Origin of the sequence: Bradyrhizobium genosp. SA-3 (genome assembly GCF_004212635.1) — a bacterium.
Classification (GTDB): domain Bacteria; phylum Pseudomonadota; class Alphaproteobacteria; order Rhizobiales; family Xanthobacteraceae; genus Bradyrhizobium.
On the sequence record NZ_PSRT01000105.1, the window covers coordinates 17620 to 30729 of the forward strand.

At 62.5% G+C, this 13110-nt stretch carries 11 protein-coding genes and 1 pseudogene; 4 read left to right on the plus strand and 8 right to left on the minus strand.

The genetic code is table 11. From position 1 onward, the window contains the following. Positions 1-2: 2 nt before the first annotated feature. The 5 genes from CWO91_RS30040 to CWO91_RS30060 form a co-directional block, all read right to left on the minus strand. On the minus strand, positions 3-770 hold the full coding sequence (locus CWO91_RS30040; RefSeq protein ID WP_130218772.1) for an amino acid ABC transporter ATP-binding protein: 768 nt from the start codon (positions 768-770) through the stop codon (positions 3-5). A gap of 22 nt (positions 771-792) precedes the next feature. Continuing rightward, positions 793-1485 (minus strand): amino acid ABC transporter permease, encoded by a 693-nt coding sequence (locus CWO91_RS30045; RefSeq protein WP_130218774.1) that lies wholly within the window; start codon positions 1483-1485, stop codon positions 793-795. Beyond that, positions 1482-2276 carry an amino acid ABC transporter permease gene (locus tag CWO91_RS30050; RefSeq protein WP_130218776.1) on the minus strand — a complete coding sequence of 265 codons (795 nt, stop codon included), beginning with the start codon at positions 2274-2276 and terminating at the stop codon, positions 1482-1484. Before CWO91_RS30050 ends, CWO91_RS30045 begins: the two co-directional genes overlap by 4 nt. Before the next feature lie 62 nt (positions 2277-2338). Further along, a complete protein-coding gene (locus CWO91_RS30055; protein WP_130218777.1) occupies positions 2339-3250 on the minus strand; it encodes an amino acid ABC transporter substrate-binding protein in 912 nt (303 codons plus the stop codon). A gap of 29 nt (positions 3251-3279) precedes the next feature. Continuing rightward, positions 3280-4440, minus strand: coding sequence for an aminotransferase class V-fold PLP-dependent enzyme (locus tag CWO91_RS30060; protein WP_208753083.1), 1161 nt, complete (start codon positions 4438-4440; stop codon positions 3280-3282). A gap of 237 nt (positions 4441-4677) precedes the next feature. On the opposite strand from CWO91_RS30060, the gene CWO91_RS30065 reads away from it, so the two are divergent. Continuing rightward, positions 4678-5472, plus strand: a complete 795-nt coding sequence (locus tag CWO91_RS30065; RefSeq protein ID WP_130218781.1) for an IclR family transcriptional regulator — start codon at positions 4678-4680, stop codon at positions 5470-5472. Positions 5473-5612: 140 nt separating this feature from the next. On the opposite strand, the gene CWO91_RS30070 is transcribed toward CWO91_RS30065, so the two are convergent. After that, positions 5613-6788, minus strand: a complete 1176-nt coding sequence (locus tag CWO91_RS30070) for a patatin-like phospholipase family protein (protein WP_130218783.1) — start codon at positions 6786-6788, stop codon at positions 5613-5615. Positions 6789-7018: 230 nt separating this feature from the next. On the opposite strand from CWO91_RS30070, the pseudogene CWO91_RS30075 reads away from it, so the two are divergent. From CWO91_RS30075 to CWO91_RS30085, 3 genes and pseudogenes are all read left to right on the plus strand, one after another. After that, a pseudogene (locus CWO91_RS30075) lies at positions 7019-7800 on the plus strand (acetoacetate decarboxylase). A 122-nt stretch (positions 7801-7922) separates the two neighbouring features. Further along, positions 7923-8939 carry a transporter gene (locus tag CWO91_RS30080; protein WP_130218785.1) on the plus strand — a complete coding sequence of 339 codons (1017 nt, stop codon included), beginning with the start codon at positions 7923-7925 and terminating at the stop codon, positions 8937-8939. Between the two features lie 70 nt (positions 8940-9009). Further along, positions 9010-10365 carry a carbohydrate porin gene (locus CWO91_RS30085; protein ID WP_433995585.1) on the plus strand — a complete coding sequence of 452 codons (1356 nt, stop codon included), beginning with the start codon at positions 9010-9012 and terminating at the stop codon, positions 10363-10365. Here CWO91_RS30085 and CWO91_RS30090 read toward each other — a convergent pair. Both CWO91_RS30090 and CWO91_RS30095 read right to left on the minus strand, forming a co-directional pair. Next, positions 10362-11657, minus strand: a complete 1296-nt coding sequence (locus tag CWO91_RS30090) for an MFS transporter (protein WP_130218788.1) — start codon at positions 11655-11657, stop codon at positions 10362-10364. The two genes, CWO91_RS30085 and CWO91_RS30090, sit on opposite strands and share 4 nt — an antisense overlap. Positions 11658-11768: 111 nt before the next feature. Then, a complete protein-coding gene (locus CWO91_RS30095; protein ID WP_130218790.1) occupies positions 11769-12965 on the minus strand; it encodes an acetyl-CoA C-acyltransferase in 1197 nt (398 codons plus the stop codon). Positions 12966-13110 lie beyond the last annotated feature (145 nt).

The window sequence follows — 13110 nt, forward strand, 5'->3', positions numbered from 1 at the left end:
GCCTAGTGGATGATCTGGTTCAGGAAGCCCTTCGCCCGATCCGTGCGAGGAGCCCGAAAGAACGTTTCCGGATTTGCCTCCTCAACGATGCTTCCACGATCCATGAAGACCACCCGGTCGGCGACCTCGCGGGCGAATCCCATCTCGTGCGTCACGCAGACCATTGTCATGCCGTCTCGCGCCAGCTCCACCATGGTGTCCAGCACTTCCTTGACCATCTCAGGGTCGAGAGCGGATGTCGGTTCATCGAACAGCATGATCTTGGGCTGCATACACAGCGCCCGCGCGATCGCGACGCGTTGCTGCTGACCACCCGACAATTGTGCGGGATACTTCTCCGCCTGATCCTGAATGCGGACCTTCCGCAGCAGGCCGAGTGCGCGATCGCGCGCTTCTGCTTGCGACAGGCCGCGAACCTTCATCGGGGCCAGCATGCAGTTCTCGGCTACCGTGAGATGCGGGAAGAGGTTGAAGCTCTGAAACACCATGCCGACTTCACAGCGCACACTGTTGATGTCGGCGATGCGGTTGCTCAACTCGACGCCGTCGACGATGATCCGGCCTTCGTCGTGCTTCTCGATATGGTTGATGCAGCGGATGAGCGTTGACTTGCCGGAGCCCGAAGGTCCGCACAGAACGATTTTCTCGCCCTTGCCGACCTCGAGATTGATGTCGTTGAGCGCAGTGAACGCGCCGAACCGCTTCATGACATTCTCGACGACGACAATTGCGCCGGGCTGCGTGGCATCGCTCAAGGTCTCTCGAGGCATGTTGTCTCCCAAATTCGAGGCGTTATCGCGAGGTGGCGAGAGCGTATCGTTTGCGAAGGGCAGCGACACACTGGGAAGCTGCAGAACTGATGGCGAGGTAGGCCACTGCTACGACGAGGTACATCTCGACGAGGCGGCCATTGAGCTGCGCCAGCTTGGAAGCCGCGCCCAGAAGATCCGTCAGCGAAAGCACATAAACCAGAGAAGTGTCCTGAAACAGGATGATCGTCTGGCTCAGGATGATCGGACTGGCCACGCGCAGGACCTGCGGGAGGACGATATGGCGGTAGGTATCATAGGTGGACAACGCGAGTGCCTGGCAGGCCTCGAACTGGCCCTTGTTCACGGCCCGCAGCCCGACACGGATGATCTCGGAGTAGTAGGCCGCCTCAAACAAGCCAAAGGTGATAAAGGCCGTATAGGTGGCGCCGATCGGGATCGGGCGGCCGTTGCCACTGAGATGCCCAAGCACGATTGGCACCAGGAAGAAAAACCAGAACAGCACGAGGATCAGCGGGATCGACCGGATGACCGCAACGTAGCCGCGGATGATCTGGGCGAACACCGGAATCTCGAAATGTTGTACGAGCGCAAGGCAGGTTCCGAGAACCATGCCGATGGCGAATGCGGCGGCCGTGAGCGCAAGCGAGAACAGCAGGCCCGACCAGAGATAGGGCCAGGATTGCGCTAGAATCGAGAAATCGAGGGTGTTCATTTCACGACCTCCATGGCGCCGGGCAGAGCGCCGCTTTGCTGCATCTCGGCGGCCAGATCCTGGTCAGCAGTGAGCTTGACGGGAGCGCTCCCCGGAATGCGGACTGCTTTGTCGATGAACGTCATGGCCTGATACGCAACGAGCGCCAGACAAAGGTAGATGATCGTCGCCGCGCCAAATGCCGAGAATGTCTGGAACGTGGCCTCGCTGATCTGGCGCGCCTGGGCGGTGAGCTCCATCAAGCCGATCGTGAGTGCGACCGAGGTGTTCTTGTATATGCCCATCACTTCGCTGGTGAGGCTCGGTACGATGAGGCGCAAGGCCTGCGGCACGACGACATATCGATAGGTGAGGTAACCACTGAGGCCGAGAGCATTGGCCGCCTCGATCTGTCCCTTTGGGAGCGCTTCGATACCCGCCCGGACCTGCTCGGCTATTCGGGAAGCCGTGTAGAGTCCAAGGCAAAGGAGTGCCGGGAAGAACGATGCCCAGGGCGGCGGGATCTGCTTGATGGCATCGCCCAGCGCACTGGGCACAACCTCCGGGAAAACGAAGTACCAGAGGAACATCTGCACTAGGACCGGGATGTTTCTGAATATCTCGACATAGAGTCGAGCCAGGATCGAAAAGAAGCGATTCTGGACTGTGCGGCCCACGCCGACGACCACACCGATGCCAAAGGCGATCCACCAGCCGAAGAAGGCCAGAGCCAGCGTCCAACCGAGACCCGACAGAAGCCAGTCGATACAGCGCTGTCCGTCCGCCGTCTGTTCAAAAAGCACTCCGAACATCGCGAGCCCTCAGGTTGCAGGTGCGAACGAGGATTTCCTAGCGAGGCGGTCAGCTCCGTCAATCAGTCAACGGCATCGCTGGGATGCGCGATCCGTGCCATCAATTCGTCCGTGAGCGGGAATGCGAGGTTCTCACCCTTGGGCGGGATCGGCTTAGTGAACCATTTCGCGTAGGTCTTCTCGAATTGGCCGGACGCCATTTGTTTGGAAAGAACGTCGTCGACGAGGCGCTTGAAGCCGGCATCACCCTTCGCGAACATCAGTCCATAATAGATCTTTGCGTAACCCTCGGGGAGGAACAAGAGCGCATCCGGATTCGGCGCCGCAGCCTTGAGCCCGGCGAGGAGGATATCGTCCTCCATGAAGGCGGCCGCACGGCCGGTGTTCAACATCAGGAAGGATTCAGCATGGTCCTTGGCCTGGACGATGTTGAGGCCGAGGTGCTCCTTGGCGTTGACGCTCTGCGCGAAACCTACCGCGTTGGAGCCTTGCGTGACGACAATCGTCTTGCCTTTCAGGTCGCCGGCGGCCTTCACGCCACTGGCGGCCTTGACGAGCCATCGCGGCTGACTGACGAACGTCGCGACGGAAAACGAGACCTGTTCCTGCCGCTTCTTGTCGTTCGCAGTGCCGCCGCATTCAATGTCGACCGTTCCGCTCTGGATCAGCGGAATCCGGTTCGAGGAATTCACCGGCGTGTAGTTGACCTTGAGGTTGGGCAACTTCAGCTCCTCCTTGATGCGATCGACGATCGCCGCGCAGAGATCGAGCGAGAAGCCGATGGGCTTCTGATCGGGCCCGAGGTACGAGAACGGTATCGAAGCCTCACGGTGGCCGATCGTGATTGCGCCGCTGGATTTGATCTTATCAAGCGTCGGGCTGTCGGCTGCTGCGGAGGGGCTTGGGCTGACGGCCAGGAGTCCTGAAACCAGGAGTCCTGGGAGAAGTCCGAGCACCTGAACACGCTTCTTCATGGTCTTTGCCTTTCCGTCGTTTGTCGAATTCAAGCTGCGGCGGAAGGGCGTCCGAGCCCTCGCCGACGGATGACGTCGATCAGGCGATCGATGTCGTTGGCGGTGTTGAACATGCCGAGCGAGATGCGAATGCCATCTCGTTCGGGCGACACGCGCACATCGTTCTCCTCGAAATGGCCGAGCCAGTTCGATGGGGGCAGGGCGATGACGTAGATATGCGGAGCGCGATGCTTTCGCTCGCGCGGGCCAACGAGGCGGATGTCCAGTTCGTCCAGGCGCGCGATGAGGTGATCGCCGAGATCAAAGCAGTGGTTCTGGATGTTCTGCACCCCGATCTGCTCGATCATGTCGAGGGAAGCACCCAGCGCATGGACCGCGGGCAGATTGAAGTTGCCGAGCTCGAAGCGCTTGGCGGCGGGCGAGGGCGCCATCTTGTCCGGGCGCGCGATGAGATCATCAGGGATCTCGGCGAGGCTCGCGGCAGCCAGATAGGCCGGCTCCAGCTCTTTGAGCGCCTTGTCCCAATAGAGAAGCCCGAGCCCTTGCGGAACCAGTAATCCCTTGTGGCTTCCGGAGCCGATGAAGCTCGCGCTAATCGCCTTCGCGTTGACGGGCACGACGCCGATCGACTGCATCACGTCCACGACGAAGTAGAGTGTCTTCCTGGCGCACATTTCGCCGACGCTCTCGATGTCGAAGCGGTGCCCGGCGTGGAACGTGACGTGCGACATCGAAATCGCGCGCGTGTTTTCGTCGATGAAAGGAGCAAAGCTGTCGGCATCGACGATATCGGTCATCGGAATAAGACGGACCTCGACGCCCTTCCGTTGCAGATGGAGGAACGCGTAGGCGTTGTTCGGATGATCGCCGTGGATCATCAGAACATTGTCGCCGGCCCGGAGCGGCAGTGCGTTTGCCGCGATATTCATGCTTTCCGACGTGTTTTTCGTGAAGGCGACTTCATCCGCGGTCACGCCGAGAAAGCGGCTGACCTTGGCGCGGATCAGCTCCACCCGGTCGAGCCAGACGCTCTTCGGTCCCGCCGTCTCGAAGCCCTCGCGAAGGAAAAGCTCCATCGCGGCCTTCACCGGGCGCGCAAGCGGCGTTTGAAACCCGGAGTCCAGATAGACCATCCGTTCGACAGCGGGGAATTCCTTCCTCACGGCGTCCACGTCGTAATGACAAGACATGCGCATCTCCTGTTGGGCGCGCCGCCGGGACTTGGCTCTCGGCCAAGCGGCGGAGCGAGATTCTGGGAACGGCGAGACTGCGTTGCACAATTTCTGGTCAATCACCGGCAACGCCAAGAATATGAGCTTTCAGAATTTCGACAAACGAATTTGTCGATTTTCAATATGTTTTATTCCGAAAAATGATAATATGCGGAGTAGAGCTTGATTTTGCTGCCAATTTGGCCGGTGGGAAAAATGACGAAGCGCAGCGAGAAGGACGGGCCATTGGATCGTGTCTTTGCGATCGTTCGACACGTTGCCGACCAACGCAAAGCCGTCTCAGCGGCAGAGATCGCAAAGGCTCTCTCGCTGCCTCTTCCAACGGCACACAGGTTGATCGGAAATCTCGAGGACCGCGGACTGCTTCAGAAGGCGTTGGGGACCAGGCGTTACGTTGTGGGAAACCAGCTCGTCACACTGTCCGCCACTGTTATCGGAGCGGCCTTCCGCACTGCGCGGCGGCATGCGGTGCTTCGGGCGGTTGCGGGAGAAATCGGCGAACAATGCGAGATCGGCGTCGTACGCGACAATTTCGTTGCCTATGTCGACAGCGTTCGTGTTTCGGAGCCGCAAGGCCTTCAGTTCAATCCGGGAGAGGCGGCGCCGTTACACTGCACGTCGACCGGAAAAATCTACATGAGCAGACTGCCCGAGCGCACCCGGGCGAAGTTGTGCCGCGCACTACCTCTGACCAAATTCACGGAAACGACGATCGTCGACGTCCACGGGCTGATGAAGGTCCTGGAGGACACGCGGCAACGGGGCTGGGCCAAAACCAACGAAGAGTATGTGAAGGGAGTTGTGGGGTGTGCCGTCCCCATTCTGTCACCGGATCGAGAATTGATAGCTTGCTTGGGTGTCTCTGTGCCGGTGGCGCGCGTGAGCTTCGTCGAACTGGACCGGTTCATACCGCCGCTTCAAAAGGCTGCCGCTCTGCTGTCGGAGACCATTCTGCAAGTTGAAGACGACGATGGGGCAGATAGCCAATGATGGCATCATGCCCCTGTTTTGCCCGACGTGTCAAACGGCGTTGCGGACGCACTGGGCTAAGTCATTGATCCGCCACGCACCGGCTACTGTGCATGGGGTTGTTTTCGCACTATTTGTTTGAGCGCTCGCCGGGAGGCGCCTCACGCGCTCTCCGTCTCCCGGTGCACGTCGTGCACCACGAGGCCCATGCCTTCCTCCGGCATCCTGATCCAGTCGCGGCGCTTCAGGGTGCGCTTGGTGTCCTCGTAGCCGCTCGTCCAGTGCTCGCGCATCGAGGTGCCCGAGAACTCGTGGTCCTTGGCGTCGCCCTCATAGGCCTTCTGCTGGTAGATCAGATGAAGGATCGCGATCTCCGGCATGTTGCGCAGGCTCGCCTTGAGCTTGCGCTCCTCCTCGGAGAGCTGCTCGTCCGGCAGCTTTGCCAGCGCCTTGTAGAGCAGGACCTTGAGGTTGTGGCTGCGGCGATAGACGTCGGTGTTGTGGCGGGTGCGCGAGGAATACATGATGTCCTTGTGGCGGGCCATGACGTCCTGGATCGAACGTGGCAGCACGCCGCGTGCGCTGAAGAGGTCGACCTGGAATACCAGCGAATTGAGCGCGTCCTCCTGGTCGAGCAGATGCTGGAGCGGCGTGTTGGAGACGATGCCGCCGTCCCAGAAATGATCGGTGCCGATCCGCACCATCGGCAGCGCCGGGGGCAGGGCGCCGGAGGCCATGATGTGCTCCGGCTCAATCTCGTCATGGGCGTTGTCGAAATAGATGAAATTGCCGGAGAGCACGTTCACCGCGCCGACCGCGAAGCGGACCTTCTTCTCGTTGATGAGATCGAAATCGACGAGCTCGAGCAGGCTCTCCCTGAGCGGCATCGTGTCGTAATAGCTGGTGGCCGTGCGTGCGCCGATCGGGCTGAGCCAGGGATTGACCTGGTGCGGGGTGAAGAAGCCCGGCTGGCCCATCGCCGACGTCATCCACGCGCTATAGAGATTGCGCCACTGGCGGAAGACATCGCCGTCGGGCGTGTAGTGCCAGATCTTGCGGTTGGTGATGCGCTCCCAGAAGATGCGCAGCGCCTCCAGCCGCTTCTCTGGCTTGTTGCCGGCGATGATGGCGGAGTTGATCGCACCGATCGAGACGCCGCAGACCCAGTCGGGCTCGATGCCCACCTCGTGCAGCGCCTGATAGACGCCGGCCTGGTAGGCGCCGAGCGCGCCGCCGCCTTGCAGCACTAGCGCGACGCGGTCGCAGCGCTCCGGACGCCAGCCCCGCGAGGGCGGCTGATGTTTCGAATGCATCGGTTGCGACGTGCGGGCGTCCATGCTGTGCCTCCCTGCCTTCACTCAACGATTGCGTCCGGCAGTGACGGCGTGATGACAATTTCGGCGCCGATGCATCGGCTGCATGCAGATCAACCGAAACGCGAATGGCCCGAGGTCGTGCGCCTGACGGAAATCCTTCACATCGCAGTCAATGACGGCGACTAGCAATTTGCATCAAGCCTGACACTGCCGGGCGGGCATCACATAAGGCATCACGAGAGGAGATCAGGATGCGCAGGGAAGACGTGCTGAGACTTCCGTCCATGCCGGCGGCGGGGCCGAGCTATCCCGCCGGGCCCTATCGCTTCGTCAACCGCGAATTCCTCGTCATCAGCTACGAGACCGATCCGGAGCTGATCCGCGCCGGCCTGCCCGAGCCGCTGGAGCCGATCGACCAGCCGATCGTGCATTACGAATGGATCAAGATGCCTGACTCCTCAGGCTTCGGCAGCTACACCGAGTCCGGCCTCGTCATTCCCGCGCGCCTCAATGGCAAGAGGTCAATTTCGTCTCGCAGATGTACCTGGATGACGATCCGCCGATCGCCGCCGGCCGCGAGATCTGGGGCTTTCCGAAGAAGTACGCCCATCCCAAGCTGGAGATCGTCAAGGACACGCTGACGGGCACGCTGGAATATGCCGGCCAGCTCGTCGCCATGGGCACGATGGGCTACAAGCACGAGAGCATGGCCGGCAACGGCGATCTCACCCGCGCCACGCTGTCGAAGACGCAGGTCAATCTGAAGATGATCCCCGGCGTCGACGGCCGCCTGGAGGTCTGCCAGCTCGTCGCCATCAACCTCGCCGACATCGTGCCGAAGGGCTCGTGGATGGGACCCGGCCGTTTGCATCTGGTGCCGCACGTCAATGCGCCAGTCGCCGACTTCCCGGTCCGCCGCTGCCTCGGCGCGCACCATTACATCGCCGACCTGACGCTGCCGTTCGGCCGTGTCGTGCATGACTACGTCAGGGAAGCAGAGGCATTGGCCGCGACGGGGCTGGCCGCGGAATAGGGCGGCGATCGCTCTGCATCATCAAACTGTAACAAAACCGTAATTGAGTAGCCGCGCGGGGGCCGGAAGATGCCGTCAGCCATCTTCCGGATACGGAGCATTGTTGACGGTTGGGGTTGGCCATGGCTGAGCCGGCAAAGCTTGTCAGCGCGATAACGAATGCCGAACCCGCCATTGCCGGTCTCGTGTGGGCCTTCCGTCTGCACAGCGACGGCAGCACCGAAGCGCTGCCGATCGACCAGCCGATCGAGTTCAGCCATGACGGCCGGCTCTGGCTGCATTTCAACCTGACCGACGCGCGTGTGCGGCCGTGGATTGCGGCCTCGCAATTGCCCCCGCTTGCGCGCGAGCTGCTGCTGTCCAACGACACGTTCCAGCAGCTTCACGTCATCGATCACTGCGTCTACGGCGTGTTCTCCGACCTCGTGCGCGAGATCGACAGCGCGACGGAAGAGACCGCGTTCCTGCGCTTCGCCATGACCGAGCATCTCCTGGTCAGCGGACGCCATCAGGCGCTGTGCTCGGCGGACGCAACGCGCCGCGTGCTCGAAGGCGGCTATCGCATCGACAACGTCGCTCATCTCCTGGAGAAGATCGTCGATGAGGTCGCCGACACGCTTGACCGGATGGCCGACAAGCTCGGGCAGGAGATCGACGACATCGAGGAGCGGATCCTCGCCGACAATAGCAAGCCGGAGATGCGCCGCAATCTCGGTCGGCTGCGCCGGACCTGCGTGAGGCTGCATCGTCAGCTTACGGGCCTTCGCGTGCTGTTCCACCGCCTCGACCAGAAGAACACCGACCACCTGTTGCCGGCTTTGCGCATCCACGCCGGCAAGCTGGCGCAGCGGCTGGATGGGCTTGATCACGACATCGTCGAGCTGCGCGAGCGCAGCCGCCTGCTCGAAGAGGAGCTGCGCTTCAAGAACGAGGAGGAGAGCAACCGCCACCTCCACACGCTGTCGATCGTGACCTCTATGCTGCTGCCGCCGACGCTGGTCACCGGCATCTTCGGTATGAACACCAAGGGCCTGCCGCTCACCGAGGTCGAGAGCGGATTTCTCTGGGCGGCCGTTTTGATGGCTTCGTCAGTTGGTGCGGCCTATCTCTTCATGCGGCGGACGGGCATATTCAAGTAGCGTATGTCAGCCGGAATCAGCCGTGATCGTGACTGCCCATAGCTCCCTGTTGCGAGGCGCGGCCGCTATTATGCTGGTCTGCACGGCGATAACCACGAATGCGCTCGCCGGCGCCAAGGACGAGCGCGCGGCCGAGTGGCTGTTTCCAAAATGGTTCAACGAATGGCATGATGGCCTCGCCAACAAGGGCCTGAATTTCGGCGCCACCTATATCGCCGACAACATCGCCAACGTCTCCGGCGGCGTGAAGCGCGGTGCCATCCATTTCGGCCGTCTCGATCTGTCGGTCGATGCCGATCTCGACAAGCTGGTCGGCTGGACCGGCGGCCGCTTCTACGCCAATGCCTTCGTGATCTACGGCCAGGGTCTCTCCCGTAACTACGTGATGAATCTCGCCACCATCAGCGAGATCGAGGCGCTGCCGGACCAGCGGCTCTACAATGCGTATTTCGAGCAGAGCTTCTTCAACGATCGGCTGAACATCAGGGCCGGCCAGCAGGCCGCGGACGTCGAGTTCTTCGACAGCGAGACCGATGACCTCTTCATCAACGGCACCTTCGGCTGGCCGGCGATCAAGGCATCCAACCTTCCGGCCGGCGGCCCGGCGCCACCGATCGCGGTGCCCGGCATTCGTATCAAGGCGGCGCTGACGGACAAGATTACCGCCTATGGCGCGGTGTTCAACGGCGATCCCTCGGGGCCGGGCGATGTCGATCCGCAATTGCGCGACCACCATGGCCTTGCGTTTCGTGTCAACGATCCGCCCTGGGTGATCGGGCAGGTCCGCTTCAACTACGACATCGATGTCGGCGGCCGACCGCTCGCCGGCAATTTCACGCCGGGCGCCTGGAAGCATTATGGCTCGTTCGACAGCCAGCGTTTTACCGCGGAGGGCCTGTCGATCGCCGATCCCGGCGGCAGCGGCATTGCTGCAAAACTTCGCGGCAACTATGGAATCTTCGCGGTGATCGAGCAGGTGCTCTATCGCCCGCCGGAGGTGAGGGATAACAGCACCTCAGCCTCGCTCCCTGGCATCACGGCGTTCGGCCGCATCGCCTACAGCCCGCCGGACCGCAATCTGATCGACCTGTATATGGACGGCGGCATTGGCTTCGTCGGCTTCACGCCTGGCCGCCCCCTCGACCGGTTCGGCGTGGCGATGGCCTACATGCGGATTTCGAACACCGCCCGCAATCTCGATCTCGACACGCAGGCCTTCACGGGCATCCAGAGTCCGGTGCGCAGCAACGAGACCCTGATCGAGATGATCTACGAGGCGCACGTCAAGCCGGGCTGGCTGATCGCGCCGTATTTCCAGTACGTGTTCCGCCCTTCCGGCGGCGTCCCGAACCCGAACGATCCGAGCGACGTCTCGCGGATCGGTGACGCCGCGGTGTTCGGCGTCACCACCACGATCAGGTACTAGGCCATCGCCGCTTGCGGCTTCGGCTTGGGTTGCCGCGACAGCGCCAGCACGATCAGCGAGGCGAACACGCACAGCGCGCCGGCGATGAAGAAGGCGGGTAGATAGCTCTGATAGACCGTTCGCGAAAAACCGGCGCCGAAGGCGGCAGTACCGGCACCGAGCTGATGGCCGGCAAAGATCCAGCCGAACACCAGATTGGCGCGCTCGGGTCCGAATTTCTGGGCTGTGAGGCGCACTGTCGGCGGCACCGTGGCGATCCAGTCGAGCCCATAGAACATCGCGAACACCGACAGGCCGTAGAACGAGAAATCGCTGAAGGGCAGGAAGATCAGCGATAGCCCGCGCAGGCCGTAGTACCAGAACAAGAGCCAGCGATTGTCGTAGCGGTCCGACAGCCAGCCCGACATGATGGTGCCGAAGAAATCGAAGATGCCCATCGCAGCTAACAGGCTCGCCGCCTGCACTTGCGGGATGCCGAAATCGAGGCACATCGGGATCAGGTGCACTTGGACCAGACCGTTGGTCGAGGCGCCGCAGACGAAGAAGGTCGCAAACAGGATCCAGAACGCAGTCGATTTCGAGGCATCGCGCAGCGTGCCGAGCGCAACGCCTGTGATCGAGCCATGGCTCACGGGCGGAACGGGCAGGGGCGCGGTGCCTTCGTCGCCGAACGGGCGCAGGCCAACATCGCTCGGCCGGTCGCGCATCGCGAGCAGGACTGCCAGGGCCGAGACGCCGAGCATGATGCAGACGAAGCCGAGCGCGAGACGCCAGCCGAAGCGTTCGGTGAGGCTTGCGAGCAGCGGCAGGAACACGAGCTGGCCCGTGGCGACGCTCGCCGTCATGATGCCGACGACGAGGCCGCGCCTTGCTGCGAACCAGCGCGTGGCAATGGTTGCGCCGAGCACCAGCGCAGTCATGCCGGTGCCGATCCCGATCACCACGCCCCACAGCGCCACGAGCTGCCAGACCTCGGTCATGCCGAGCGAGAGCACGAGCGCCGACACGACGATCAGCTGCGCGGCCAGCGTGACGTTGCGCAGGCCGTAGCGGTTGAGCAGGGCGGCCGCGAACGGCGCCATCAGCCCGAACAGGATGAAGCGGATCGACAGCGCGGAGGAGATCTCCGCCGTGCTCCAGCCGAACTCCTTTTGCAGGGGAACGATGAACACGCCGGGCGCACCGACCGTGCCGGCGCTGATCAGCGCGGCGAGGAAGGTCACGCCGACCATCACCCAGCCGTAGTGGATGTTGCGGCGGGAAAGTGCTGCCGCGAGCCAGTTCGAGATCATTGGGCCTCAACGTTGATGGGCAGGTCGCAAGAGACCTGCGTCAGCTTGCAGGATGGCACGGGAGGCGTCTGTCGAAAATGACAGAGTTCCCTCGTTTTCGGACTTTCCGCGTCAGTGCGCCAGTCGCTCCACCGCAATCGCCGTGGCTTCGCCGCCGCCGATACAGAGAGCGGCGACGCCGCGCTTGAGGTTCTGCGCCTCCAGCGCATGCAGCAGCGTCACGATCAGCCGCGCGCCGGTCGCGCCGATGGGATGGCCGAGCGCGCAGGCGCCGCCGTTGATGTTGAGCTTGTCGCGGGGAATGCCGAGATCGCGCTGCGCCGCCATCGCCACGACGGCGAAGGCCTCATTGATCTCGAACAGATCGACATCGCTTGCGCTCCAGCCGACCTTTTCGAGCAGCTTGCGGATCGCCGGGATCGGCGCCGTGGTGAACCATTGCGGCTCCTGGCTGTGGGTGGCGTGGCCCTTGATCTCGGCCAGAACCGGCAAGCCGCTCCGATCGGCGAGCGAGCGCTTGGTCAGCACCAGCGCGGCAGCGCCGTCGGCATTGGCGGAGGAGGCAGCCGGCGTGATGGTGCCGTTGGCGCGGAATGCCGGCTTCAAGCCGGGGATTTTTGCGGGATCGACCTTCAGCGGATGTTCGTCATTGGCGATGATGCGGGGACCCGCTTTCTCGGTGAGCGTGATCGGCGCGATCTCGGCCTTGAACGCGCCACCCTCGACGGCCTTGCGCGCGCGGCTGAGTGTCTCCATCGCGTAGGCGTCCTGGTCCTTGCGGGTGAACTGGTAGGCTTCCGCGGTGGCCTCGCCGAAATCACCCATGGAGCGGCCGGTCTCGTAGGCGTCCTCCAGCCCGTCCATCATCATGTGGTCGATGATGCGGTCATGGCCGGCGCGGTAGCCGCCGCGCGCCTTGGCCAAAAGATACGGCGCATTGCTCATGCTCTCCATGCCGCCGGAGACGACGATCTCGGCAGAGCCGGCGCGGATGATATCGTGCGCCAGCATGGTCGCTTTCATGCCGGAGCCGCAGACCTTGTTGACGGTGGTGGCACCCGTGGCGTCGGGGAGACCTGCTGCACGCGCGGCCTGGCGCGCCGGAGCCTGGCCCTGACCGGCCGGCAGCACGCAGCCCATGAAGACCTCATCGACCTTCTCGGGCGCGAGTTTTGCGCGCTCCAGCGCCGCGCCGATCACGTGCGATCCGAGCTTGTGTGCGGGGAAGGGCGACAATTCGCCCATGAAGCGGCCGAGCGGGGTGCGGGCGGCGGAGACGATGACGACGGGATCGGCGGCTTCGGCCATGACAAACTCCCTGTGGTGACAAGTAAGATTATGATCATCATATGATGCGACGCAAAAAATGCAACCGCGCGAGGGATGAGAAAATGTCGTGGTTCGGATGAGATTTGTTGATGCCGAAAGGCCGCTCCAACGTCGTCCCGGCGAA